Annotated in this window: 19 protein-coding genes; 1 reads left to right on the forward strand and 18 read right to left on the reverse strand. The window is 71.9% G+C overall.

The genetic code is table 11. The features are described 5' to 3' along the window. Positions 1 to 278 precede the first annotated feature (278 nt). The 9 genes from ACZ7EG_RS04700 to ACZ7EG_RS04740 all read right to left on the reverse strand — a co-directional run bounded on the left by ACZ7EG_RS04700 (position 279) and on the right by ACZ7EG_RS04740 (position 11969). A complete protein-coding gene (locus ACZ7EG_RS04700; protein ID WP_471072199.1) occupies positions 279 to 2597 on the reverse strand; it encodes a xanthine dehydrogenase family protein molybdopterin-binding subunit in 2319 nt (772 codons plus the stop codon). Continuing rightward, positions 2594 to 4960, reverse strand: coding sequence for a 2Fe-2S iron-sulfur cluster-binding protein (locus ACZ7EG_RS04705; protein ID WP_471072202.1), 2367 nt, complete (start codon positions 4958 to 4960; stop codon positions 2594 to 2596). Before ACZ7EG_RS04705 ends, ACZ7EG_RS04700 begins: the two co-directional genes overlap by 4 nt. Then, positions 4957 to 5850, reverse strand: a complete 894-nt coding sequence (locus tag ACZ7EG_RS04710; protein WP_471072205.1) for an FAD binding domain-containing protein — start codon at positions 5848 to 5850, stop codon at positions 4957 to 4959. The genes ACZ7EG_RS04705 and ACZ7EG_RS04710 overlap by 4 nt, the downstream gene beginning before the upstream one ends. A gap of 259 nt (positions 5851 to 6109) precedes the next feature. Continuing rightward, positions 6110 to 7735, reverse strand: coding sequence for a beta-N-acetylhexosaminidase (locus ACZ7EG_RS04715; protein WP_471072208.1), 1626 nt, complete (start codon positions 7733 to 7735; stop codon positions 6110 to 6112). Position 7736: 1 nt separating this feature from the next. Beyond that, entirely contained in the window at positions 7737 to 8582 is an 846-nt protein-coding gene (locus ACZ7EG_RS04720; RefSeq protein WP_471072211.1) for a carbohydrate ABC transporter permease, read from the reverse strand. Further along, on the reverse strand, positions 8579 to 9577 hold the full coding sequence (locus tag ACZ7EG_RS04725) for a carbohydrate ABC transporter permease (RefSeq protein WP_471072214.1): 999 nt from the start codon (positions 9575 to 9577) through the stop codon (positions 8579 to 8581). The genes ACZ7EG_RS04720 and ACZ7EG_RS04725 overlap by 4 nt, the downstream gene beginning before the upstream one ends. 5 nt (positions 9578 to 9582) lie before the next feature. After that, the gene (locus tag ACZ7EG_RS04730; protein WP_471072217.1) at positions 9583 to 10881 is read right to left on the reverse strand and encodes an extracellular solute-binding protein; all 1299 of its coding nucleotides are present in this window, start codon (positions 10879 to 10881) and stop codon (positions 9583 to 9585) included. A 210-nt stretch (positions 10882 to 11091) separates the two neighbouring features. After that, positions 11092 to 11367: a DUF3039 domain-containing protein gene (locus ACZ7EG_RS04735; protein ID WP_033308193.1), complete on the reverse strand. Its 276-nt coding sequence runs from the start codon at positions 11365 to 11367 to the stop codon at positions 11092 to 11094. A gap of 29 nt (positions 11368 to 11396) precedes the next feature. Then, on the reverse strand, positions 11397 to 11969 hold the full coding sequence (locus tag ACZ7EG_RS04740; RefSeq protein WP_471072493.1) for a YqgE/AlgH family protein: 573 nt from the start codon (positions 11967 to 11969) through the stop codon (positions 11397 to 11399). 254 nt (positions 11970 to 12223) lie between these two features. On the opposite strand from ACZ7EG_RS04740, the gene murA reads away from it, so the two are divergent. Beyond that, positions 12224 to 13564 (forward strand): UDP-N-acetylglucosamine 1-carboxyvinyltransferase, encoded by a 1341-nt coding sequence (murA, locus tag ACZ7EG_RS04745; protein WP_362233679.1) that lies wholly within the window; start codon positions 12224 to 12226, stop codon positions 13562 to 13564. A 158-nt stretch (positions 13565 to 13722) separates the two neighbouring features. Here murA and ACZ7EG_RS04750 read toward each other — a convergent pair whose 3' ends face one another. The 9 genes from ACZ7EG_RS04750 to ACZ7EG_RS04790 all read right to left on the reverse strand — a co-directional run bounded on the left by ACZ7EG_RS04750 (position 13723) and on the right by ACZ7EG_RS04790 (position 25158). Beyond that, the gene (locus ACZ7EG_RS04750; RefSeq protein ID WP_003990598.1) at positions 13723 to 14004 is read right to left on the reverse strand and encodes an HU family DNA-binding protein; all 282 of its coding nucleotides are present in this window, start codon (positions 14002 to 14004) and stop codon (positions 13723 to 13725) included. A gap of 330 nt (positions 14005 to 14334) precedes the next feature. Then, positions 14335 to 15768, reverse strand: a complete 1434-nt coding sequence (locus tag ACZ7EG_RS04755) for an NAD-dependent malic enzyme (RefSeq protein ID WP_471072222.1) — start codon at positions 15766 to 15768, stop codon at positions 14335 to 14337. A 353-nt stretch (positions 15769 to 16121) separates the two neighbouring features. Then, positions 16122 to 18419: a HelD family protein gene (locus tag ACZ7EG_RS04760; protein ID WP_471072225.1), complete on the reverse strand. Its 2298-nt coding sequence runs from the start codon at positions 18417 to 18419 to the stop codon at positions 16122 to 16124. Positions 18420 to 18545: 126 nt separating this feature from the next. Continuing rightward, complete coding sequence (locus ACZ7EG_RS04765; RefSeq protein WP_471072228.1) at positions 18546 to 19376, reverse strand: anti-sigma factor family protein; 831 nt, start codon at positions 19374 to 19376, stop codon at positions 18546 to 18548. Beyond that, entirely contained in the window at positions 19376 to 19897 is a 522-nt protein-coding gene (locus ACZ7EG_RS04770; RefSeq protein ID WP_010039908.1) for a sigma-70 family RNA polymerase sigma factor, read from the reverse strand. Before ACZ7EG_RS04770 ends, ACZ7EG_RS04765 begins: the two co-directional genes overlap by 1 nt. 352 nt (positions 19898 to 20249) lie before the next feature. After that, positions 20250 to 20840: a CGNR zinc finger domain-containing protein gene (locus ACZ7EG_RS04775; protein ID WP_471072231.1), complete on the reverse strand. Its 591-nt coding sequence runs from the start codon at positions 20838 to 20840 to the stop codon at positions 20250 to 20252. 502 nt (positions 20841 to 21342) lie between these two features. Continuing rightward, the gene (locus ACZ7EG_RS04780) at positions 21343 to 22491 is read right to left on the reverse strand and encodes a uroporphyrinogen-III synthase (RefSeq protein WP_471072234.1); all 1149 of its coding nucleotides are present in this window, start codon (positions 22489 to 22491) and stop codon (positions 21343 to 21345) included. 117 nt (positions 22492 to 22608) lie between these two features. Next, positions 22609 to 23994, reverse strand: coding sequence for a nitrate/nitrite transporter (locus ACZ7EG_RS04785; protein WP_471072237.1), 1386 nt, complete (start codon positions 23992 to 23994; stop codon positions 22609 to 22611). Between the two features lie 159 nt (positions 23995 to 24153). Beyond that, positions 24154 to 25158, reverse strand: a complete 1005-nt coding sequence (locus ACZ7EG_RS04790) for a hypothetical protein (protein ID WP_471072240.1) — start codon at positions 25156 to 25158, stop codon at positions 24154 to 24156. Between the last annotated feature and the right edge of the window lie 58 nt (positions 25159 to 25216).

The following is a 25216-nucleotide window of genomic DNA, read 5'->3' on the forward strand; positions in this document are numbered from 1 at the left end:
GGCGTCGCGTCAGTTGCACGCGGGTGGAGCGGAGTCCGGTGCGCGGGATCCGGCGCGCGAGGGTCCGGTGCCCCGGTGCGCGAGGGTCCAGTGCGCGGGGTCCGGTGCCCCGGTGCGCGGGATCCGGTGCCCCGGCGCGCGGGATCCGGCGCGCGAGGGTCCGGTGCGCGGGGTCCGGTCCGCGGAGTCCGGTACGCGGAGTCCGGTACGCGGAGTCCGGTCCGCGGAGTCCGGTCCGCGGAGTCCGGTACGCGGGGCCGCCGCGGGCGGCCGCGGCCTCAGGCCCGTTCCGTGACCACGGCTGCCTGGGGACGGATGGGGAGGCGGTTCACGGGCCGGCCCGTCGCGGCGCGGACGGCCGACGCGACGGCCGCCGGGGACGTCACCACCGGCACCGCGCTGACCGCCTTGGCCCCGAAGGGGGCGACCACGTCCCGTTCCTCCACCAGCCGGACGATGCGGATGTCGGGCGCGTCGAGGGCGGTCGGGAGGGCGTAACCGGTCAGGTCGGGGTGGCGGACGATGCCGCGCGGCGTGCGGAGGTTCTCGGTGAGCGCGATGCCCACGCCCTGGGTCACGCCCGCCTCGATCCGGGCGGCGAGCTGGGCCGGGTTCAGGACGCGGCCCACGTCCTGGGCGACGGCCAGTTCCACGACCCGCACGGAGCCGATCTCGATGTCGACGTCCACCACCGCGCGGATCGCGCAGAAGGCCATGCCCACGAAGGCGTCGCCCTGGCCGGTCTCGTTCAGCGGCTCGGTCGGGTGCGGTCGGCACTGGGCGGTGGCCCACAACTCCTTGCCGTCCAGCGCCTCGGTGACGGTCGTGGAGAGGACCCCGTCGTACGACGTGATCTTCCCGTCGGTGATCTGGAGCAGTTCCGTCGACATGCCGAACTTGTGGGCCAGCGGCTGGAGGAGCTGCGTGCGGACCATCTTCGCCGCGCGCTCCACAGCCCCGCCCGAGACCCAGGTGTGGCGGCCGCGGCAGCCCGCGCCCGCCGGGGGCTGGTCGGTGTCGACCGGCGCCACGTGCACCTCGTCGATGCCGAGTGTCTCCTGGACGATCTGCCGGGCCAGCGTCGTGAAGCCCTGCCCGGTCTCGACGGCCGCGCACAGCACCGTCGCGACCCCGTCGTGGACCTTCACCGTGGCCGTGGAGACCTCGTCCGCGCCCTCCGCGCCGAGCATGTGCACCATGCCCACGCCGTAGCCCACGCCCCGGCGCACCGCGCCCGGCTCCCCCGCGCCCTCGGGTCCGCCGGGCAGCAGCCACTCGTCCTCGGGCGTGTCCTTGGGCAGGGGCGGCAGCGGGAAGTCCCGTACGGCCTGGAGGAGTTCGGCGACCGGGGCCGGGCAGGTCACGGTCTGGCCGGTCGGCAGCACGTCGCCGGTCGCCAGCGCGTTGCGCAGCCGCACTTCCGCCGGGTCGAGGCCGAGCTTCTTGGCGATCTTGTCCATCTGCGCCTCGTAGGCGGCGCAGACCTGCATGGCGCCCTCGCCGCGTACGTGGCCGGACGGGGGGTTGTTGGTGCGTACGGCCCAGCCTTCGATGAAGGCGTTCGGGACGACGTACGGGCCGCAGGCGAACGCGACGGCGGCGGCCAGGGCCTCGGAGGAGGTGTCGGCGTAGGCGCCCGCGTCGAGCAGGATCTGCGCCTCGACCTTGACGAGTCTGCCCTCGGCGTCGGCGTGGTGGCGGTAGCGCAGCAGGGTGGGGTGCCGGTGGACGTGGCCGAGGAAGGACTCCTCGCGCGTGGCGGTGAGTTTCACCGGGCAGCCGGTGCGCAGCGCCAGCAGGCCGAGCGGAAGCTGGAAGCCCTGGTCCTCGCGGTCGGCGGTGGCGCCGGGGACGCCGGTGACGACGACCTTGACGCGCTCGGGCTCCAGGCCGAAGGCGGCGGCGGCCGCGTCGCGGTCGGCGTGCGGGTCGGTGGAGGCGAGGTACAGCTCCACCCCGCCGTCCGGGCGCGGCACGGCCAGGCCCGCCTCGGCGCCGATGGGCGCGGGGTCCTGGCGGCCGATGCGGTACAGGCCCTCGACGACGATCTCGCCGGCCGCCTCCGGGTCGCCGTGGCGCAGCGGGATGTGCCGGATCAGGTTGCCGTCGGGGTGCAGCGGCTCGGCCTCGAAGGCCTGTTCGGGGTCGGTCACCGGGTCGAGCACCTCGTACTCGACGATGACGGCGGCCGCCGCCATGCGCGCGGTGTCCGGGTGGTCGGCGGCGACGGCGGCGATGGGCTCGCCGTGGTGGCGTACGACCTCGGAGGCGAAGACCGGGCGGTCGGCCGTGCCGCGACCGTGGAACGGGCTGCCGGGGATGTCCTCGTGGGTGACGACGGCGCGGACGCCGGGCATCTCACGCGCGTGGGTGGTGTCGATGGACACGATGCGCGCGTGCGGGTGCGGTGAGCGCAGCACGGCCGCCCACAGCAGGCCCTCGGCCCACAGGTCGGCGGCGTAGGGGAAGGTCCCCTCCGTCTTGGCGCGGGCGTCGGCGGGCGGGAGCGAGGCGCCGATGCCGTGCGGGAGCGGTTCCGGGGCCGGGGCGGCCTCCGCGGCCTGTGCGGCCTGTGCGGTGGCTGCTTCGTTGCTCACGCGGGGCCTCCGTCCTGGCCGTAGGGCTGGTCGTGCGCTTCTGGGGAGTGCGGTCCGGGGGCGTGCGGTTCCGGGGGCGCCCCGAAGGCCGACGCGTTCACGCCACCGGCGCCGGGGCCCGCCTGGCGCGGGATGCGGGCCTCTTCGGTGTCGCCGTCGCCCGGCGCGGAGTGGGCCTCGCGTTCGGCGACGACTTCCTTGACGGCGTCCACCACGCCGCGGTAGCCCGAGCAGCGGCACAGGTTGCCGCACAGCGCCTGGCGGGTCTCCAGCTCGGTGGGCGCCGGGTTGCCCTCCAGCAGGTCGTGCACGGTCATCGCCATGCCGGGGATGCAGAAGCCGCACTGCACGGCGCCGCAGCGCGCGAGCGCCCGCTGCACGTCCGACGGCCGGCCGTCCTCGGCCAGGCCCTCGACGGTACGGACCTCGCTGCCGGCGGCGGTCACGGCGGGGACCAGGCAGGACGCCACGAGCCGCCCGTCCACCTGGACGTTGCACGCGCCGCACTCGCCCTGTGAGCAGCCGTCCTTGGCGCCCGCGAGTCCGAGCCGCTCACGCAGCACGTACAGCAGGGACTCGCCGATCCACGCGTCGGCGACGGGGCGTTCGGTGCCGTTGACGCGCAGGACGTAGGAGGCGAGGGGGTGTTCCTCCTGGGGGGCGGTGCCGGCCGGGGCGTCCGGGGCGTCGGCCGGGTGGGTCGCCGGGTCCTCGTCCGGGGCCGGATCGTCCTGGGGCCCGCCGTCGGCGGTCTCCTGGCCTGGGTCGGCGTCGGTGTCCGCCTCCGTCGGGGCCTGCAGGGGCCCTGCAGCGGGCTCGGAGGGGCTGTCGGCGGCCTCCGGGGCCCCTGGAGCGTCCGGCGCGTCCTCGGCGTGCTCACCGGCTCCGGGAGCGGCCTGTGAGGCTTCGTAGGCGTCCTGCGGGAGCGAGGCGGCTTCCGGGCGCGCCTCGGGCAGGGGTTCGCCCGGGAAGTCGCCGGGTGCCTCGGCGTACGGGGGCTCGGGCGGGAGAGCGGCGGGCATCGGGTGACCGGTGGAGCGGGACGACTCGGGCCGGTGCCCGGGGAGGCCGGCGGACTCCGGCCCCTGGTCGGCGTATTCGGGCTGCTCGGTCCCGTGACCGGCGTACTCGGGCCGCTCCGGACCCCGCTCGGCGTACTCGGGCCGCTCCGGACCCCGCTCGGCGTACTCAGGCCGCTCCGGACCCTGCTCGGCGTATTCGGGCTGCTCGGTCCCGTGACCGGCGTACTCGGGCTGCTCCCGCCCCTGCTCGGCGTACTCGGGCCGCTCGGTCCCGTGACCGGCGTACTCGGCCGACTCCGGACCCTGCTCGGCGAACCGGGACCGGTCCGTCGGGTGGCCGGACTCCCCGGGCCCCACCGGTGCGTAGTCCGACGGCTGAGGCGCGCGAGGGGCGCCGGGCGTCTCCGGCGCGTGGCCGAACTCCCCGGGGTGCGCGGGGCCGGTGTCCTCATGGACGTGCGGCGCGTGCCCGTCCTGTGGGTGCCGGGGCTCCGACTCGTCCGGGCCCGCCTGCTGCTCCGGTGCGTATCCGGAGGCCGGTCCGGCGTCGGGCCGCTGCTCTGGCGCGTGGCCCTGGTCGTGCTCCCGCTCGTGGGGGTGGCCCGGGTGGGCCGCCTCCTGCCCCGCCGGGTCCTGCGGGTCCTGCTGCCCCCACGGCCGGCCCGCGGCCTGCGTCGCCCAGGGCGCGGGCGCGCCGCCGGGCAGCGTGGCCGGCGGGGTGCCGCCCCACTGCTCGACGAGCGAGGACGTGGTGAATTCACCCGATTCGTCCGGAAGGTCGCCCCCGGCGACGGGGATGGACCACTGTCCGGTCACGTCATGACCGGGCGCGGCCTCGGCCGCCGCCGCGGCCTCCTCGAAGTTCCACTGGCCGGTCACCGGGGGCCTGTACGTGAACCGGTCGTCCCCGCCGTACTGCGGCGCCGTCGCGTCGGAGCCGTAGGGGGTCCCCGGGGCGTACGGCGCTTCGGAGCCGCCGTAGGGCTGCTCCGGCTCGTCGTGACCCTGCTCCGGGTGCGCGCCGTGCCCGTGACCGTGCTGCTGGTGCGCGGCGTTCGGGTCGTGCCACTGCGCCCCGTCGACCGGCGCGCCGGGGACCGGCCACGCGCCCGTGGCCGCCGGATCGGTGCCGGCCGTCGTCGCGGGGTTGACCGTTATCTGCGGCGGTACGTAGCCGTGGCCGGGCGCGGCCAGCGGGCTGTCGGCGGCCAGCAGGGCGTCGACGCCCCCCTCGGGCAGTTCGACGAAGGCGGTGGCGCCGTCGTCGTACTCGCCCTGGGGCAGCGGGTCCCAGCGGCTCCCGCCCCGGGGCGTGCCCTCTCCGTGCCGGTCGTCGGTCACGACAGCGCCCTCCCCAGTGCTCGTCGGGCCAGCGCGGCGACGGTGCGCCGCAGGTGCAGTACGGCGGGCGGAAGCGGTGCGACCGAGCCGTCCTCGGCCGGCGCCGCGTCGGGGATGCAGGCCGCGGCGACGTACTCCCCGAAGGCGTTCAGCGCCTCCGGGACGAGCGCGCGGTTGTTGTCCCAGTCGATGAGGCCGGCCACCCACTGCTCGGCCTCCAGGGGCCGCAGCGCCATCGGCGCTATGGCTCCCACCGCGCAGCGCACGCCCCGGCGCGCGGGGTCCAGGACCAGGGCCACGGAGGCGACCGCGCGCCCCGGGCCGGTCCGGCCGGTCGCCTTCAGGAAGACCTGCGGGGCGTGCAGCAGCGGCACGCGCACGAACCCGATGAGTTCGCCGGCGCGCAGCATGTCCATCCCGGCCAGCAGGTGCGAGACGGGGATCTCCCGGCGGGCTCCGCCCGGCCCCGCGATGATCAGGGTCGCCTCCAGGGCGGCCAGCACCGGCAGCGCGTCGCCGGTGGGCGCGGCCGAGGCGATGTTGCCGCCGAGGGTGCCCGCGTTGCGGATGTGCGGCGGGCCGGCGGCGCGCGCGGCGGCGGCGAGCGCCGGGATCAGCGCCGCGAAGTCGGGGCGGCCCATGCGCGCGTGCGTGAGGCCCGCGCCGAGCAGCGCGTGACCGTCCAGGTACTGCCAGCCGCGGATCTCGCTGATCCGGCCGAGCCCCACCAGGGCGGCGGGCCTGAGCTGCCCGGAGTTGACGGAGGCCATCAAGTCGGTGCCGCCCGCGACGGGCACGGCGGCGGGCACGGCGGTGAGCGCCGCGACGGCCTCGTCCAGCGTCGTGGGCAGCGTGACGGCCTGCGCCGCCTGCGGTGCGTGCGTGGTCAAACCGGCTGCCCCTTCCCGCTGCCCCACCTGGTCCCACCTGTGCTGCCGTACGGTACGTGCTGACAGGGCGGACGTGGCAACTCTGGCACATCTTGGCGAGAGCCGAAGACACGGGTCCGCTAGGAGGCATTCGCCCACCTCACCGACGAGATGGTCCGTTTTCGTACGGGTTCGCCATTGCATGGCGATTGGCACTTTCGATGACCCTTGTGCGCTTTTTCCGTGGCCTGTTCGAGCTGTTCGGTCGCGGCGGCCGGCGCTACCGGCTGGGCGGCGGGCCGTCGATCGGGCGGCCCAGTACCCCGGGGCGCCGCTGCCAGGGCAGCGGGCCCGCCGGGGGCCGGTAGGCGACGCCCAGGGCGTCGAGGCGCCGGTAGTGGGTGGTCATACGGCGCTGGAACTCGGCGAAATCCCGTTCCGCCGGGGCGGGCAGGACGCTCCAGGCGACTTCGGCGAAGGCCGCGAGGCGGGGGAAGGCCTGGTAGTCCACGCGTGCGTGGTCCTCCATCACCTCGGTCCACAGGTTGGCCTGCGTGCCCAGCACGTGCCGGGCCTCCTCGGACGTCAACTCCGGTGGAACGGGCTCGAACCGGTAGACGTCCTCCAGGGTGCGCACCCACCCGATCGGTACCGGCTCCTCGGGGCCCGGGTCCTGACGGTGGTCCAGGTACACCTGCTGCTCGGGACACATGACGACGTCGTGGCCGGCCCGGGCGGCGGCGATGCCTCCGGCGTAACCACGCCAGGACGACACGGCCGCGCCCTTCGCCAGACCGCCCTCCAGGATCTCGTCCCAGCCGATCAGCCGCCGTCCGCGCACGGCGAGCCAGGTGTCGAAGTGCCCGATGAACCAGGACTGGAGCTGGTCCTCGTCCGCGAGCCCGAGTTCCCTGATACGCGCCTGGGCCGTCTGTGACCGCCGCCACTGGTCCTTGGGGCATTCGTCGCCGCCGATGTGCACGAACTCCGAGGGGAACAACCGGAGCACTTCCTCGAAGACGCCCTCGTAGAAGCGCAGGGTGTTGTCAGTGGGGGCGAGTACGTTCGGGTTGATTCCCCAGGTGTCCCAGACGGAGAGGGCGGTCGTGTCGATGACGTCGGTGTTGCCGAGTTCCGGGTATGCGGCGATGGCGGCCTGCGAGTGGCCGGGTACGTCGATTTCGGGGACGACGGTGATATGCCGTTCGGCGGCGTAGGCGACGATCTCCCGGATGTCGTCCTGGGTGTAGTAGCCGCCGTGCGGCTTGTCCTCCCACAACGGCGAGGCGCGGTGGCCGGTTTTCGTACGGGCGCGCCAGGAGCCGATCTCGGTCAGCCGCGGATGCCGCTCGATCTCGATGCGCCAGCCCTGGTCGTCCGTCAGATGGAAGTGGAAGACGTTGAGTTTGTGCGCCGCCATCAGATCGAGGTGACGCAACACGCCTTCCTTGGGCGTGAAGTGCCGTGCGACGTCCAGCATCAGGCCGCGCCAGCGGAATCGGGGGGCGTCCTCGATCCTGAGGTGCGGCACGCTCCAGACGCGGTCACGATCGAGCGGGGCCCTGCGGTACGCGTCCGGGCCGAGGAGCTGCCGCAGGGTCTGGGCGCCCCAGAAGACACCGGCCGCGTCGCCGCCCTCGACGAGGACGCCGTCGGGGCCGCTGACGAGGCGGTACTCCTCGGGGCCGAGCCGGGGGTCGAGTCGCAGTCCGATGCCGTCGCCGCCGGCGTCGTCGCGTTCCCGCCCCTCGCGCAGCGGCAGGCCCGTGGCCTGCCGAAGTGCGGCGCTCAGCCAGTGGCCGACGCCTTCCGTCGCGGGGTCGGCGCAGAGCCGGGAGTGCCGTGTCAGCCGCACCTCGCCGGAACCGGCGACGGCACTGCGGGGCGCGGGAATCAGTTCGGTCACGTCAGTCCTTCACCGCTCCGCCCAGTCCGGAGACCAGGCGCCGCTGTACGAGTACGAAGAAGACCAGGACCGGGATCGTCATGACCGTGGAGGCGGCCATGACTCCGCCCCAGTCCGGGTCGTCCGGCTTGTAGAAGACGAGCAGGGCCATCGGCAGCGTCGACTGCGAGGTGTCGCTGATGATGAACGACTTGGCGAACAGGAAGTCGTTCCAGGCGGAGATGAACGAAAACACGCTGGTGGCCACGAGACCCGGCAGGACGAGCGGGAAAAGGATCTGCCAGAGGAATCGCGCCCTGCTCGCCCCGTCGATGTACGCGGCCTCCTCCAGCGCCTCCGGAACGGCTTTCACGAACCCCCGCAGCATCCAGATCGCGAAGGGCAGCGAGAAGGCGATGTGGGGCAGGACCAGCGAGCCCAGCGTGTTCAGCTGACCGGCGTCCCGCATGAGGAAGAAGAGCGGGATGGTCAGGGCTTCCACGGGCACCGTCTGGGCCACCAGAAACATGATCAGAAGGGTGGTCCGGAGGCGGAAGCGGAATCGTGTGACGGCGGTCGCGGCGAGAAACGCGATCAGCGCGGAGGCGATCACGACCGAGCCCGCCACGACAAGGCTGTTGAGGAAGTAACGGCCGAATTCCTGCTGCCCGAAGACCCGCCGGAAGGAATCCAGGGAGGGCGCGAGCGTCCACGGCCGGGGGTGGCTCGACTCGATCTCCCCGGCCGGTTTGAAGGCGCTGAGCACCATCCAGTAGAGGGGAAAGGCGACGACGACCGCGATCAGCAGGGCGGAGGCCTCCGCGGCCGGCCTGCCCGGGCGGCGCACACGGGCGCGCGGCGGGTTCACAGTTCCTCCCCCTGGCGGCGCAGCAGCCGCAGGTACACCAGCGTGACGGCGAGCAGGATCAGCAGCATCACGACGCCGATCGCCGAGCCGAGGCCGTACTGCGAGGACGCGAAGGCCTGCTGGTAGGCGTAGACGTTCAGGACCAGGTTCTGGCCGGCGATGCCGCCGCCGTTCGTCATGACGTAGATCTGGGTGAAGACCTTGAAGTCCCAGATGACCGACTGGATGGTGACGACGACCAGGATCGGCCGGAGCATCGGGGCGAGCACGGAGCGCCAGATGCGCCACTGCGAGGCCCCGTCCAGGGAGGCGGCCTCCAGCACTTCGGTGGGTACGGCGCGGATCCCCGCGTAGACGGTCACCATCACGAACGGGAAGGAGCACCACACCACTTCGAGCAGTACCAGGAAGAAGGCACTGAGGCGGCCGTAGGTCCACGAGTGGTCGCCGAGGCCCAGCATCCGGTTGACCGGGCCGAAGTCGGGGTCGAAGAGGAACAGCCACACCGTGGAGCCGGTCACGGCCGGGGTCGCCCACGCGCCCAGGGCGGCCAGCATCAGCGCGAGCCGCGGTACGGCCCGGACACGTGTGAGGAGCACGGCCAGGGCGCAGCCGACGGCGAGCGTGGCGACGACACAGGCCGCCGCGAACAGCACGGTGGCGAGCAGCACCTGCCAGAACTGCGGATCCCCGAACAGTGCGGCGTAGTTCCCGAACCCCTCGAAGGTGGCCGGCTCCCCACCGCTGACCTGTGCCTGCGTGTACTGGAAGAACGAGATCAGCCCGAGCTGCCAGATCGGGTAGCCGAGCAGTCCGCCGAGCACGAGGAGCGCGGGCGCGAGATACAGCCAGGGGGTCCAGCCGCCGGTACCACGGGCGGCCCGGCGCGCCGCGCGGCCGCCCCGATCGTCAGCGGCCTCGCGCGGGGGCCGGGGGGACGGCACGGTCGGTGCCGCGGCGGCCGCGGGGGTCTTCACGGAACCGCGGTCGTTCACCCGGCTCACCCCGCGGAGCCGAACGCGGAGTTCATCTTCTTCGCGGCGTCCTCGGAGGCCTTCGTGACGTCCTTCTTGCCGCTGATGACCTCCTGGAACATCGTCGGCAGGACGAGGGAGGAGTCGATCTGGGCCCAGGCGGGCGAGGCGGGGACGAACTTGGTGCCGGCGGACAGGGTCCGCACGAAGGGCTTCACGAACGGCTCCTGCCGCGCGACCTGCTGGCGGACGTCGGTGAAGGTCGGCAGGAAGCCCATCGCGTCGAAGAGTTCGCTCTGCGTCTTCTTCGAGGCGAGCTGCTCCATCAGCTGCACGGCGAGCGTGCGATGGGACGTGCTCTTCAGGACTCCGATGTTGTTGCCGCCCGCGAAGGCCGGGGCGATCGAGCCGGACTTCACACCCGGCAGCGGGACGACGGCGTACTTGCCCTTGACCTTGCCGGCCTCGACGGCGGTGTGGCTGAAGTCGCCGCCGATCGCCATGCCCGCCTTGCCCGCGGCGAACGCGGAGATCGTGTCGTTGCCGCCCATGCCCGCGCACTTGGCGGCCGGGCAGTTGTCGTCACCGAAGAGCGACGTGTACGCCTTGATGCCCTTGCGGGCCTGAGGGCTGTCGATGCCGGACGCGTACGAGCCGCTCTTGCCGTTGGCGAGCTCACCGCCGTTGGCCCACACGAACGGCATCGCGCCGTAGGTGTAGGCGCCGCCGACCACCAGCCCGTACAGCTCGGGCTTGGCGGCGCGTATCGCGCGGGCGGTGGAGGCGAGTTCGTCCATCGTTCTCGGGACGGACAGGCCGAGCTCCTTGAAGACGTCCGTGCGGTAGTACAGGGCGCGGACACCGACGTAGAAGGGGGCGCCGTAGAGCTTGCCGTCCACCGTCACCGACTGCTTCGCCGTCGGGTCGGTGTCCTTCGCCTCGCCCCAGTCGCCGAACTCCTTCGTGACGTCGAGGAGTCCGCCGTCCTTCACATAGCCGGCCGTGTCGGTGTTGCCGTACTCCATCACGTCGGGCGCGGAGGCGGGGTCGTTGAAGGCGGCCTTGACCCGCTGGGCGCGGGTGTCGATGGGGATGTACTCGACGTCGACCTTCGTGCCCTTGTGGGCCTTCTCGAAGTCGGCGACGACGGAGTCGACGACCTTCTGCTTGGGGGCGTTGCCGACCTCCTGGAAGAGCCACACGCGCAGCGTGCCGGTCTTCTCGTCCTTGTCGGAGGAGGAGTTCGAGGAGGTCTGGGGCGCGCAGGCGGTGGCCAGGAGAGCGGCGAGCGCGGTGAGCCCGGCAAAACGGACGGACAGCTTCATGGAGTGCTCCTCCGAGGAAGTGTTGCAACATGCGCAATGAAGGTTTCGCTGTGCACAACACTCGGAGGCTAGGGACTGCATGAACACGCCCACAAGAGGTCTCAACCACTCTGTGACCGGCAGACGCACCCCGTGCAACGCCCGGACAGCACAAAAGCCCCCAGGGCGCGCAAAACGCACCCTGGGGGCCTCACGCCCCGCGAGTCAGGCCTACTTGTCGCCCTTGTCGTCGTCCCCGGAGCTCATGGACTCGTAGATCTCCTTGCACATGGGACACACGGGGTACTTCTTCGGGTCGCGGCCCGGTACCCAGACCTTGCCGCACAGCGCCACGACGGGGGTGCCGTCGAGGGCGCTCGCCATGATCTTGTCCTTCTGGACGTAATGGGCGAAGCGCTCGTGGTCACCGTCACCGTGCGAGGTCTGCGGCGTCGGCTCAACGAGGGTCCCCGTACCAGTCCCGCGCTCGGGCTCGAGAGTGCTCATAGGGCCAAGGGTACTGAAGCTCACACGCATCAGTTGAGCGAAGGGTCGTCCGGGTACGTCGCCACCATCGCCACCTCGCTGCGCTGGCGGCGCAGCACCTCGCGCCAGAGCCGCTCGGGCGACGGGGACGAGACGTCACCGGGCTCCGACTCGACCACGTACCAGGCGCCGTCCGCCAGCTCGTCCTCCAGCTGGCCAGGGCCCCAGCCGGCGTAGCCGGCGAAGATGCGCAGGGAGCCGAGTGCGGAGGCCAGCAGCTCCGGCGGGGTCTCCAGATCGACCAGGCCGATCGCACCGTGCACCCGGCGCCAGCCCAGCGGGGCGGCCTCGCCGGAGGCGCCGCCGGGGACGACCGCGACCCCGAGGGCGGAGTCCAGCGACACCGGGCCGCCCTGGAACACGACACCCGGTTCCACGGCGAGATCCCCCCAGCCCTCCAGGATGTCCCCCACGTCCACCGGGGTGGGGCGGTTGAGGACGACGCCGAGCGAGCCCTCCTCGTCGTGGTCGAGGAGCAGCACCACCGCACGGTCGAAGTTCGGGTCCGCCAGGGCGGGGGTGGCCACGAGCAACCGCCCTGTGAGCGAGGACACCTCGGTCATGGCAGACATGATCCCGCATTCTCCCCGCGCGTGGGGAGGCAATGCGGCACGGGGAGGGGGCCGCAGCTCAGGGCGCACCGAGGCGTCCCACGCGCACGAAAACCGGCCGTGACCCCATGTGCCCGGCAGGGAACGGTTCGTGTTGTGACAGAGCAGTGACGTGGCTGGGTCTCCCTCAGGCTTACAGAAGGGGGGTGGTGGGCGATTACCCTTTCCCTTCTGGCCCCTGCCCGACTCCATGGAACGCGAGATTCATGACCGTCAACGACGATGTCCTGCTTGTCCACGGCGGAACCCCGCTGGAGGGCGAGATCCGTGTCCGCGGTGCGAAGAACCTCGTACCGAAGGCCATGGTCGCAGCGCTGCTGGGCAGCGCTCCGAGCCGGCTGCGCAACGTTCCTGACATCCGCGACGTCCGGGTCGTGCGGGGTCTGCTGCAGCTGCACGGTGTGACGGTCCGTCCGGGTGACGAGCCCGGCGAACTGGTGATGGATCCGACGCGCGTGGAGAGCGCGAACGTCGCTGACATCGATGCCCACGCCGGTTCGAGCCGGATCCCGATCCTGTTCTGCGGTCCTCTGCTGCACCGCCTCGGCCACGCGTTCATCCCCGGTCTCGGCGGCTGCGACATCGGCGGCCGGCCCATCGACTTCCACTTCGAGGTGCTGCGGCAGTTCGGCGCGAAGATCGAGAAGCGGGCGGACGGCCAGTACCTGGAGGCGCCCCGGCGACTGCGCGGCACGAAGATCGCCCTGCCGTACCCGTCCGTCGGCGCGACCGAGCAGGTACTGCTGACGGCCGTCCTCGCGGAGGGCGTCACGGAGCTGTCCAACGCGGCCGTCGAGCCGGAGATCGAGGACCTCATCTGCGTGCTGCAGAAGATGGGCGCGATCATCGCGATGGACACCGACCGGACGATCCGCATCACGGGTGTGGACCAGCTCGGCGGCTACAACCACCGCGCCCTCCCGGACCGCCTGGAGGCCGCGTCCTGGGCGTCGGCGGCGCTGGCGACCGAGGGCGACATCTACGTCCGCGGCGCGCAGCAGCGCTCGATGATGACGTTCCTGAACACCTACCGGAAGGTGGGCGGTGCCTTCGAGATCGACGACGAGGGCATCCGCTTCTGGCACCCCGGCGGCCAGCTGAAGTCCATCGCGCTGGAGACGGACGTCCACCCGGGCTTCCAGACCGACTGGCAGCAGCCGCTGGTGGTGGCGCTCACGCAGGCCACGGGCCTGTCGATCATCCACGAGACGGTCTACGAGTCCCGCCTCGGCTTCACGTCCGCCCTGAACCAGATGGGCGCGCACATCCAGCTCTACCGCGAGTGCCTGGGCGGCTCGAACTGCCGCTTCGGCCAGCGCAACTTCCTGCACTCGGCCGTCGTCTCGGGTCCGACCAAGCTGCAGGGCGCGGACCTGGTCATCCCCGACCTCCGCGGCGGCTTCTCGTACCTGATCGCGGCTCTGGCGGCCCAGGGCACGTCCCGCGTCCACGGCATCGGCCTCATCAACCGCGGCTACGAGAACTTCATGGAGAAACTGGTGGAGCTCGGCGCGAAGGTGGAGCTGCCGGGCAAGGCGCTCGGGTAGTCCCGCACCGCACACGCCGAGGGGCGGCCACCTGGATCCAGGTGGCCGCCCCTCGGCGTTTCATGCGGCTCTGCTTGGCGCGCCCCGAAGGGGCGCGGGGAACTGCGCGACCGGCCACAGGCGGCCCGCAGTTGCCCACGGCGCACGCAACGGGCCGCTTACTTACCCTTGGCCGCTTCCTTGAGCTTCGAGCCCGCGGAGACCTTCACGCTGTAACCGGCGGGGATCTGGATGGGCTCGCCGGTCTGCGGGTTGCGGGCGGTACGAGCGGCACGGTGGGTGCGCTCGAAGGTCAGGAAGCCGGGGATGGTGACCTTCTCGTCGCCCTTGGAGACGATGTCGCCGACGACGTCGGCGAACGCGGCCAGCACGGCGTCGGCGTCCTTGCGAGTCACCTCGGCGCGGTCGGCCAGCGCGGCCACCAGCTCACTGCGGTTCATGTTCTTACTCCCGTGTTCATCTTGCCGTTGAGGCGTCAGATCGAAGCCGATGCTGCCAGGGTCCTCGATGAGTCCCCGGACCCGGGTCCGTCGTCAGACCCTCGCGCCCAGGGACGCATCCTGCCCCTACCTGCGGCGGGAAAGCCAATCCGGCACCCGCTGGAGTCGTGAGAACACCCTTGGGGAGTCACACGAAAAGAGGGCCTGAGCCTGGCGCCACGATAGCTCCGCTGCTGACAGGGTTCTTGCGACGCGCCGGGTTCCAGGCTGCCGTGGGGTTACTCACAGTGCGGGGGGCCGGGCCCCGTGGGGCCCGGTTCGGCCTCGGCCTCAGACGCCGGACGAGCCGCCCACCGTCGCGCCGGCCGCCTTGGCGGCCTCCCGCACGGCGCCGGCGACCGCGCCCGCGACCTTGTCGTTGAAGACGCTCGGGATGATGTAGTTCGGGTTCAGCTCGTCCTCGGTCACCACGTCCGCGAGGGCGGTCGCGGCGGCCAGCATCATCTCGGTGTTGACCGTACGGGACTGCGCGTCCAGCAGGCCGCGGAAGACACCCGGGAAGACCAGCACGTTGTTGATCTGGTTCGGGAAGTCCGAGCGGCCGGTGGCGACAACGGCCGCGGTCTGGCGGGCGATTGCCGGGTCGACCTCGGGGTCCGGGTTCGCAAGCGCGAACACGATGGCGCCCTCGGCCATGGCGGCCACGTCGTCGCCGTCGAGGACGTTCGGGGCCGAGACACCGATGAAGACGTCGGCGCCGCGCACGGCCTCCTTGAGGGTGCCGGTGAGGCCCTCGGGGTTGGTGTTGTCGGCGATCCAGCGCAGCGCCGAGTCGGGGGCGGCGTCCACCAGGTCCTCACGGCCCGCGTGCACGACACCGTGGATGTCGGCGACGACGGCGTTCTTGACGCCCGCGGCGAGCAGCAGCTTCAGGATGGCCGTACCGGCGGCGCCGGCGCCGGACATGACGACGCGGATGTTCTCCATGGCCTTGCCGGTGACGCGCAGTGCGTTCGTCAGGGCGGCGAGGACGACGATCGCGGTGCCGTGCTGGTCGTCGTGGAAGACGGGGATGTCGAGGGCCTCGCGCAGCCGGGCCTCGATCTCGAAGCAGCGCGGGGCGGAGATGTCCTCGAGGTTGATGCCCGCGAAGCCCGGGGCGATCGCCTTGACGATCTCGACGATCGCGTCGGTGTCCTGGGTGTCGAGGCAGATCGGCCAGGCGTCGATGCCGGCGAACCGCTTGAACAGGGCGGCCTTGCCCTCCATGACGGGCAGTGCGGCCTTGGGGCCGATGTTGCCCAGGCCCAGCACGGCGGAGCCGTCCGTCACGACCGCAACGGAGTTGCGCTTGATGGTGAGGCGGCGGGCGTCCTCGGGGTTCTCGGCGATCGCCATGCACACCCGGGCCACGCCCGGGGTGTAGACCATGGACAGGTCGTCACGGTTGCGGATGGGGTGCTTGGACGCCATCTCGATCTTGCCGCCGAGGTGCATGAGGAAGGTCCGGTCCGAGACCTTGCCCAGCGTGACGCCCTCGATGCCGCGGAGTTCCTCCACGATCTCGTCCGCGTGCGCGGTCGACGTCGCCGCGATGGTGACGTCGATGCGGAGCTTCTCGTGACCGGACGCGGTGACGTCGAGGCCGGTCACCGAGCCTCCGGAGGACTCCACGGCGGTGGTGAGCTGCGAGACGGCGGTTCCGCTCGCGGGCACCTCCAGCCGGACCGTCATCGAGTAGGAGACGCTGGGCGCCGTTGCCATGGCCGACTTCCTCTGCTTTCACCTGACGCTGAAATTGTGCCGTCCGATCGTCGCACCTACCGCTGAGTAGCAGGTAGCCGCCCTCGATTGCGAACTTTTTGTTCGCGGAAAGGGCGCGGAAAGGGCCGGAGAGGGGCCAGCAAAAGAGACCCACGTCACGTGGACGTGGGTCTCTTCGAAGAGAGGTGGCACCGACCCGCCATGCTCGCCTCGCGGCAAGTGGTCGCTCGTAGCGACGAAGGTTGGGCCCGGGGGCTTGGATCGAGCCGGTGCCACATCCAGGCTAACAAACAGATCCCGTAAGGCCATTCCCGTATCGGTAGTTCATTTCGCCGGCAAGTGGGTATCGGGCCTCAGTCCCTGAGCAGATCCGGAACCCCCGCCGCGTCGGGCTCGTCCCGGTCGGCCGAGACGACCGTGAGCTGCTGGGTGGCGCGGGTCAGCGCGACGTAGAGGACGCGCAGTCCGGCCGGGGACTCGTCGGCGATCTCCGCCGGGGAGACCACGACCGTCGCGTCGTACTCCAGGCCCTTGGCCTCCAGGCTGCCGAGGGCCACGACCCGGTCGCCGAGACCGGCGAGCCAGCGGCGGGCCTCCTCGCGGCGCTGCATGGCGACGACCACGCCGACCGTGCCGTCGACGCGCTCCAGCAGCCGGGCGGCCTCGTCGCGAACGGTCGCGCCGAGGGTGTCCTCCACGACGGTGAAGCGGGGTTCGACGCCGGTGGAGCGGACCGCCTTCGGCGACACGGAGCCCGGCATGGCCAGCGCGAGGACCTTCGAGGCCAGCTCGGCGATCTCGGCCGGGTTGCGGTAGTTCACCGTGAGTTCGAAGCGGCGGCGGGGGCGGGTGCCGAGGGCCTCGTCACGGGCCTCGGCGGCCTCGTCCGGGTCGGACCAGGAGGACTGCGCCGGGTCGCCGACGACCGTCCAGGTGGCGTGCCGGCCGCGGCGGCCGACCATGCGCCACTGCATCGGGGTGAGGTCCTGCGCCTCGTCGACGATGACGTGGGCGTACTCGACGCGTTCCAGCGCGAGGCGTTCGGCGCGCTCGCGCTGCGACTCCTCGCGCACCGGCATCAGCTCCTCCAGGCCGGTGAGCTGGTCGAGCGGGTCGAGTTCGCGCTTACGGCGGGGGCGGGCCGGGGCGCCGAGGACGGCCTGGAGCTCGTCGAGCAGGGCGATGTCGTGCACGGTGCGGCCCTCGCGCTTGAGGGAACGGGCGACCTTGCGGACCTCGCCGGGGTTGAGGATGCGCCGGGCCCAGCGGCCGAGGCGGCGTTCGTCGGCCATGGCGTCCAGGACGGCCGCCGGGGTCAGCTCCGGCCACCAGGCGTCGAGGAAGGCGATGAAGGCGTCCTCGGAGGTGATGTCCTCGTCGAAGGAGGAGCGCAGCTCGGCCGCGAGTTCGGGGTCGGAGTGCCGGCCGGCCGCGCCGGACCGCTCCCACAGGGCGTCCAGGAGCAGCTTGCGGGCGCGGGGGCGCAGCAGGTTCACCGGGGCGGTGCCGCCGAGGGCGGCGCGGCGGATGTCCTCCAGTTCCCGGGCCTCCAGCTCCAGGCGGCGGCCGAAGGCGACCACGCGCAGCCGGGCCGGCGGGTCGTTCAGCTCCAGGGCGCCGCGCGCGGCCTTGCGCAGCACCTTGAGCATGCGGGAGGAGCCCTTGGCACGGGCCACGGACGGGGAGTCGTAGAGCGTGGCCTCGGCGCCCTCGACCAGGGAGCCGATGGCGCGGATGGCGACCTGGCCCTCCTCGCCGAGGGAGGGCAGCACGCCCTCGGTGTAGGCGACGAGCAGCGGGGTCGGCGAGACGATCAGGATGCCGCCCGCGTACCGGCGCCGGTCCTGGTAGAGGAGGTAGGCGGCGCGGTGCAGGGCGACCGCGGTCTTGCCGGTGCCCGGGCCGCCCTCGACGTACGTCACGGAGGCGGCGGGGGCGCGGATGACCAGGTCCTGCTCGGCCTGGATGGAGGCGACGATGTCGCGCATGGTGTGGCTGCGGGCCTGGCCGAGCGCGGCCATCAGGGCGCCGTCGCCGATGACGGGCAGTTCGTCGCCGTCGAGGTACGCCGTCAGCTCGGGGCGCATCAGGTCGTCCTCGACGCCCAGGACCCGGCGGCCCTTGGAGCGGATGACGCGGCGGCGGACGACCCGGCCGGGGTCGACCGGGGTGGAGCGGTAGAAGGGGGCGGCGGCCGGGGCCCGCCAGTCGATGACCAGCGGCGCGTAGTCCCGGTCGAGGACGCCGATGCGGCCGATGTGCAGGGTCTCGGCGATGTCGGCGGTGCTGTCGGGGCGTACGGCGCCCTCCGCCGGCTCGATCGCGGTGTACGCCCCGTCGGGGCCCTTCTTGCCGTCCTTGCCGGTCAGCAGGTCGATACGGCCGAAGAGGAAGTCCTCGAACTCGTTGTTCAGCCGGCTGAGGTGGATGCCCGCGCGGAAGACCTGCGCGTCCCGCTCGGCGAGTGCGCCGGGGGTGCCGACCTGGCCACGCCGGGCCGCGTCCTGCATGAGGAACTCCGCCTCGTGGATCTTCTCCTCGAGGCGCCGGTACACCCGGTCCAGGTGTTCCTGTTCGACGTGGATCTCCCGGTCACGAACCGAGTCGTGCACCGAACCGACCGCGCCTTGTCTGTGAGCCTGAGCGGCCACCGGGCCCCCTTCTGACGTGCTGGGCAGCCGTCAACCGTACGCGAAGGGGACCCCCGGAAGCTACGGGCCGGCGGGCAGGCGCGGGACCTGTTGCCCCAAAGGCACCCGCCAGGCCGCCGAACGGCCCTACGCGTCGACCTCGACCAGCCGCTTTCCGTCGAAGGTGACGACCTCGAAGTGGTCGATCTCGTTCGGCTCGAAGGCGGCGCCGCCCTGGACGTACAGGGGCTCCTTGGCCTTGTCGGACTTGGCGTCCGGGAGGCCGTAGCCCCACTCCGGGACGGACCAGGAGGACAGGGTCTCGCGCTCGCCGTTCTTGCCGACCGCGACGAGGGCGCACTTGAGCGGACCCTTGACGTTCTTCAGCTCCAGGACCATGCCCGTGCCCCAGTCCTTCTTCTGGACGGCGACGGTGGCGGAGACCTTGGTGTTCGGGTCGGTGGCGGTGATCTTGTCGGAGATGCCGTCGAAGGCGGCCTTGGCGGGGCTCGCCGCGAGCGGGCGGTTCTCCGCACCGCCGCCGCCGTCGCCGCCGTTGGTCGCGACCGCGACGAACGGGCCGCCGATGATCAGCGCGCCGGCCGCGGCCACCATGTAGAAGCTGCGGCGGCGCTTCTGGGCGCGGCGGTCGGCGACCTCGTCGACCAGCTTCTCCACCAGGCGCGGCCGGGGCTTCGCGGACAGCGAATCGCCGATCGCGGGTGTGCTGCCGGAGCCGGGGAGGTCGGCGAGGGCGGCGAGCATCGGCTCCATGCCGGCCAGTTCGTCGAGCTGCTGGGCGCACCATTCGCAGGTGGCGAGGTGGGCCTCGAAAGCGGTTGCTTCGGCGTCGTCGAGGATGCCGAGGGCGTAGGCGCCGACGGTCTCGTGCTCGTTCGGCACCGGAGATTCCTGCATGGGGCCAGACATACCCATGCCTCCCGTACCGAACCCTTGGTTACCCCCGTAAACACTCATCACGCCGTCACCCCCCGCTCCTCCAGTGCGAGCTTCATCGAACGCAGGGCGTAGAAGACCCTGGAGCGGACGGTGCCGCTGGGTATGCCCAGGGTCTCGGCCGCCTCGTTGACGGTACGCCCCTTGAAATACGTCTCGACGAGCACCTCCCGGTGGGCGGGCGTCAGGTCGTCGAGTGCGTCCGAGAGAGTCATCAGCCACAGCGCCTTGTCGATCTCGTCCTCCGCGGGGATGACCTCCAGCGGCGACGGGTCGACCTCCTGCGGCCGGGCCTGCCGGCTGCGGTGGCCGTCGATGACGATGCGCCGGGCGACCGTCACCAGCCAGGGGCGTACCGATCCGGTCGCTCTGTTGAGCTGACCGGCGTTCTTCCAGGCACGGATGAGCGTCTCCTGGACGACGTCCTCGGCGCGCTGCCGGTCTCCGGCGACCAGGCGCAGGACGTATGCCAGCAGGGGTCCGGCGTGTTCGCGATAGAGCGCACGCATCAGCTCCTCATCGGGTTCCGAGGGCTGGGACATGCGATGTCGGGCCCTCGGTGCACGTTCATTGGCCACGACGGAATCCTTGCGCACGCCCACCTCCGGTGTCCGGGGGTTCCCCCAGTCGGTCGCTCCACATGCCGTACGGAAACGAGCGGTTGGGCGTTCAAAGAGACCCGACAGTTTTCTTCAGGATGACGTGACGAGCGGGACATGGGGTCACATTCCCACCCCGCGTTCTTTACATTTCCGCCACATCGGCAAGATCAAGCCAGGCCTTCCCTACGGTGGCGTAGGTAAACGGCATGTAACCGAAATCACTTTGCCGCCGCGGTCGCAGAAGTAGCATTTAGGACAAGGGAATTGAGTGCACGGACCACTCAATTCCGTTTCACGCGCGGGCGAGTGCCGCGCGGCGGCGATGCCGGGCGACGCGTTCGCGGTTCCCGCAGACCTCGCTGGAGCACCAGCGCCTCCTGCGTCCGCGGGAGGTGTCGAGGTACACGATGGGGCAGTTGTCCCCTTCGCACTGGCGCAGGGCCGCGCGGGCGACGGGGTCGGTCAGCAGGTCCACGGCGTCCCGGGCGACGGCCGCGAGCAGGGCGGCGCAGCCGGGCGGGCCGTCCAGCCGTCGCAGCAGCCGGCCGTCCTCGCCGCGGACCGCGCGGGGTGCCGGAGGCGCGGTGCGGGCCAGGTCGTTCACGCGGGCGAGGGCCAGGTCGTACGTCGCGACTCCGGGTCTGGGCCGGCAGCGCACCAACCGATCGATCTGGGCGCGCAGTTCACGGAAGGCGAGCAGCCAGCCGGTGTCGGCGTGGGCCAGGGCGGTGTCCGCCGGGACGAGTCCGGAGCCGGTGATCCAGGCGCACAGCACGTCCACGGAGTCGAGCCGCTCCTCGGGGTGCGTGGTGGTCAGCAGATCCAGGCAGATCCGCCCGGTGTCGAAGCGCAGCTCGTTCGGCGTGGCCGTACTCAGTGCCATGTGCCTGTCACCGCCTAGGGGTTCACCCCGGTCGCGAGGGCTTCGGTGAGACGCCGGTGAGAGCCGGTGGACCGCTCCCTCCTACAGTGCCTGCCCGCCACGACTCCGGAAACCCCCCGCGCAGAGGCCGACGGGACGGGTGTCCCGACCGCGCCGTGCGACCGGGCCGTCGCCGGAGCCGGCCGTCCCGCTCCTGCCGGGCCCGGCACCGGCGCCCCACCACACCGCAAGGGTCACGCTCGCCCGGCCGGGCACCCATCAAGCGACCGGCGAGCGACACGAGCCCGGACCCCCGGCGCCGGGACCCCGCCCGGCCGACACCCGCGGCGGAGCCCGCCCCGGCGCCCGAGCGGATCCCGGAGACCACCCCGAGAGCTGACCTGAGCTCTCCCGGTGGCCCACCGCCCCGCCGACACCCCGCGAACCCAGGCCGGACCACTGCAATAAGTCCCGATCGGGACGGGCCGACAGAGGCGGATTCCGGCTCAACCCCCGGACGGGCTCACGCGTCCGCGTACTTCGTCTCCGCGCTCGGGTCCAGGGCCAGGCGGTAGCCCCGCTTGACCACCGTCTGGATCAGTTTCGGGGTGCCGAGGGCCGTGCGCAGGCGGGCCATTGCGGTCTCCACCGCGTGTTCGTCACGGCCCGAGCCGGGAAGGGCCCGCAGGAGGTCCGCGCGGGCGACGACCCAGCCGGGGCGGCGGGAGAGGGCGCGCAGGAGGGCCATGCCGGCGGGCGGGACGGGCTTGAGGTCACCGTCGACCACGACGGCGTGGCCGCGGATCTCCACGCGATGCCCGGCGACGGGCAACGACCGGGCCCGCGCGGGCAGTTCCTGGCAGAGGATCTGGACCAGGGGGCCGAGCCGGAAGCGTTCCGGCTGGATCGTGTCGATGCCGCGGGACTGCAGGGGCAGGGCGGTGACCGGGCCCACGCAGGCAGGCAGGACGTCGTGGCTCAGAGCCGCCAGCACCTCGTCGAGCAGTCCGCGGTCCTTCGCCCGGGAGAGGAGGGAGGCCGCGGCCGGGGCACTGGTGAAGGTGACCGCGTCCAGGGCGCGGGCGGCCGTCGCGTCCAGGAGACGGTCGACCGGGGTGATGTCCTCCGGCGGCATCCAGCGGTAGACGGGCACCCCGACCACCTCGGCCCCGCCCTCCCGCAGCGCCTCCACGAACCCGGGCAGCGGCTCACCGTGCAGCTGGATCGCGATCCGCAGCCCCTCGACCCCCTCCTCCAGGAGGCGGTCCAGGACCTCCGCCATGGACTCCGACGACGGCGACCACTCCTCCGTCAGCCCGGCTGCCCGGACCGCTCCCTTCACCTTGGGCCCGCGCGCCAGGATCCGTACGCCGCCCAGCCGCGACAGCAACTCCTCCCCCAGCCCCCAGCCGTCGGCGGCCTCGACCCAGCCCCGGAAGCCGATCGCGGTCGTGGCCACGACGATGTCCGGCACCTGCTCGATGATGTCCTTCGTCGCGGCCAGCAGCTCGCTGTCGTCGGCGAGCGGCACGATCCGCAGGGCAGGGGCGTGCAGGACGGCGGCACCGCGTCGCTGCAGCAGCACCCCGAGCTCGTCGGCCCGGCGCGCGGCCGTCACACCCACGGTGAAACCCGCCAGGGGCCCGTGGTCCGGTCGCTGTTCTTCGTACATGGCTCTCGTCCCGCACTCGAGTCGTCGTACTTCGTGGGTACGGCGTACCTACATGCCGATCGAGCCTGTCAACGGCTCGTGACAGGCTCGGATCGGCATGATGTCGCTGGTGTTACGTCAGACCTTGGCGTAGCTGAGCTGCGGCTCCGCGTCCGAGGTCGCCGTGGTGGCGGGTACCCGGGTGGTCGTACGGCGAAGGTATACGGACCAGGTGACCGCGAAGCAGACCGCGTAGAAGGCGAGGAAGGCGACGAACGCCCCGGTGCCGGATCCGTAGGAGAGGAAGGACTGGCGGAAGGCGAGGTTGATGCCGACACCGCCGAGCGCGCCCACCGCGCCGATGAGTCCCATGGAGGCACCGGAGAGCCGGCGCCCGTAGGCCGCGGCCGCCTCGCCCTGCAGCCCCTTGGCGAGGGCCTTGTTCTGGAAGATGCCCGGGATCATCTTGAACGTCGAGCCGTTGCCGAGCCCGCTGAGCACGAACAGCACCACGAACGCCCCGGTGAACAGCGCCAGCGACTTCTCCATGGAGGCGCCGATCAGGACCGCCGTGGCGACGCCCATGCCGACGTAGTTCCACAGGCTGATCTTCGCGCCGCCGTACTTGTCGGCCAGCCAGCCGCCCAGGGGCCGGATCAGCGAGCCGAGGAGCGGACCGATGAAGGTGACGTACGCCGCCTCCAGCGGGGTACGTCCGAACTGGTTCTGGAGGACCTGCCCGAAGGCGAAGCTGTAGCCGATGAACGACCCGAACGTGCCGATGTAGAGGAAGGACATGATCCACGTGTGGGCGTCCCGCGCGGCGTCCTTGGCGGCACCGGTGTCGTTCTTGACGTTCTCCAGGTTGTCCATGAACAGCGCGGCCATGACGGCGGCGACGACGATCAGCGGGATGTAGAGCCCGAGCAGCACACGCGGCCCGCCGCCGGCGCCGATGATCGCGAGAGCGGCCAGCTGGATCACCGGTACGCCGATGTTGCCGCCGCCCGCGTTCAGGCCGAGAGCCCAGCCCTTCTTCCGCAGCGGGAAGAAGGCGTTGATGTTGGTCATCGAGGAGGCGAAGTTGCCGCCGCCGATGCCGGCGAGGAGGCCGACGAGCAGGAACGTGGAGAAGGAGGTGCCCGGCTCCATCACCATGAACGCGGCGACGGTCGGGACGAGGAGGAGGCCGGCGGAGATGATCGTCCAGTTCCGTCCGCCGAAGATCGCCACGGCGAAGGTGTAGGGGACGCGGACGACGGCACCGACCAGCGTGACCATCGAGGTCAGCATGAACTTGTCGGCGGGGGTCAGTCCGTACTCCGGACCCATGAACAGCACCAGCACGGACCACAGGGTCCAGATCGAGAAACCGATGTGCTCGGACAGCACGGAGAAGAAGAGGTTCCGACGGGCGACCTTCTCCCCGGTCTCCTTCCAGAACGTCTCGTTCTCCGGGTCCCAGTGCCGGATCCAGCGTCCGCCCTTGCTCGGGGGTGCGGGTGCTGTGCCAGGACCTGTCATGACGCCTCCATTGTGCTCCGGGCTCGGTCGTACTTCGACTGACTGATCCCGAAGGTAGGGAGGACGCGTTTCCTGCCGTGTGGCACCCGAGTGACCGCGAGGGAACTTCGCTCTCACCCCGGGCTCGGGCGGGATGAGAGGTTCCGGGAGGTTTCCGCCTCAGTGCCGCGGGGGCTGCCCGTGGAGGTTCTGCTGGGGGTGGGGCTGGTGGTACGGCTGGGCGTACGGGCCTGGAGGCTGCGCACCGTAGGGGCCGGGCGCGGGCTGACCCGGGTACGGGGCCTGGGCGGGCTGACCGCCGTAAGGGGGCTGCGCGGGCTGACCGCCGTAGGGAGCCTGCGCGGGCTGACCGCCGTAGGGAGCCTGCGCGGGCTGACCGGGGTACGGCCCCGGTGCCGGCTGGGCGTACGGCCCCGGTGCCGGCTGGGCGTACGGCCCCGGTGCCGGCTGGGCGTACGGACCGGGCGTCTGCTGCCCGTAGGCCGCCGGCGCCCCCGTCGCCGGACCCGGCTGATGGCCCGGCCCGGCCCCGTACGGCCCGGCCGCGAACGGGTTGCCCTGCCCGGGCTGCTGCGCCCCCGGCGGCAGATATCGAAGCCGCCCGTTCTCGTCGCGCACCGGCGTGAAGCCCGCCGCCTGCAGCCGGGCCGCGAACTTGGCGTTGCGCTTGCGCGTCACCAGGAAACCGATGCCGAAGACCGCCATGAGCAGCAGCCACACCACGCCGGCCGCGACGAAGTCGCTGGACCGGCCCCCGAAACGGAAGGCGAGGATCACACAGCCGACGGTGACGCCGAGAGCCCCGTACCCCATGCGCTTCTCGGCGTTCTTGCCGGTGAGGTCGAAGTTGATGCGGGCTTTGAGGAGTTCGAACGCGTCCGGTACGAGGGGCGGCAGGGAGACGCCGTCGGCCGCGTCGGGGTACTGCGCCCAGTTCTGCCCGGCCCGGGCCCGGGCCTGCGGGCTCGGGTCGGGCACGAGCAGCATGATGAGCGCGCCGTTGCGGCCGCTGCTCTGGCGGACGTCGGCGTACTCGTAGCCGAACTGCTTGGCCACGAAGGCCAGCCGGGCGAGCTTCTTCACGGACGCCATCGGGCTGGTCAGCTCGACCGGTTCCCCGCTCGCCATCAGCCGCAGCATCTTCTGTGTCTGCCGCTTGCTCATTCCACCGCTCCCCCGGGCCACCCGTTCACAGACGCAACTCGGGCAGTTTTGCACACGG

Source organism: Streptomyces sp. NPDC037100, assembly GCF_055606225.1.

What these genes read in the sequence shown, in the direction of transcription:
- ACZ7EG_RS04730 (WP_471072217.1), bottom strand. Translation starts at nt 10,881, where the DNA reads ATGAAGCTGTCCGTCCGTTTTGCCGGGCTCACCGCGCTCGCCGCTCTC.
- ACZ7EG_RS04735 (WP_033308193.1), bottom strand. Translation starts at nt 11,367, where the DNA reads ATGAGCACTCTCGAGCCCGAGCGCGGGACTGGTACGGGGACCCTCGTT.
- ACZ7EG_RS04740 (WP_471072493.1), bottom strand. Translation starts at nt 11,969, where the DNA reads ATGACCGAGGTGTCCTCGCTCACAGGGCGGTTGCTCGTGGCCACCCCC.
- murA (WP_362233679.1), top strand. Translation starts at nt 12,224, where the DNA reads ATGACCGTCAACGACGATGTCCTGCTTGTCCACGGCGGAACCCCGCTG.
- ACZ7EG_RS04750 (WP_003990598.1), bottom strand. Translation starts at nt 14,004, where the DNA reads ATGAACCGCAGTGAGCTGGTGGCCGCGCTGGCCGACCGCGCCGAGGTG.
- ACZ7EG_RS04755 (WP_471072222.1), bottom strand. Translation starts at nt 15,768, where the DNA reads ATGGCAACGGCGCCCAGCGTCTCCTACTCGATGACGGTCCGGCTGGAG.
- ACZ7EG_RS04765 (WP_471072228.1), bottom strand. Translation starts at nt 19,376, where the DNA reads ATGAGTGTTTACGGGGGTAACCAAGGGTTCGGTACGGGAGGCATGGGT.
- ACZ7EG_RS04770 (WP_010039908.1), bottom strand. Translation starts at nt 19,897, where the DNA reads ATGTCCCAGCCCTCGGAACCCGATGAGGAGCTGATGCGTGCGCTCTAT.
- ACZ7EG_RS04775 (WP_471072231.1), bottom strand. Translation starts at nt 20,840, where the DNA reads ATGGCACTGAGTACGGCCACGCCGAACGAGCTGCGCTTCGACACCGGG.
- ACZ7EG_RS04780 (WP_471072234.1), bottom strand. Translation starts at nt 22,491, where the DNA reads ATGTACGAAGAACAGCGACCGGACCACGGGCCCCTGGCGGGTTTCACC.
- ACZ7EG_RS04785 (WP_471072237.1), bottom strand. Translation starts at nt 23,994, where the DNA reads ATGACAGGTCCTGGCACAGCACCCGCACCCCCGAGCAAGGGCGGACGC.
- ACZ7EG_RS04790 (WP_471072240.1), bottom strand. Translation starts at nt 25,158, where the DNA reads ATGAGCAAGCGGCAGACACAGAAGATGCTGCGGCTGATGGCGAGCGGG.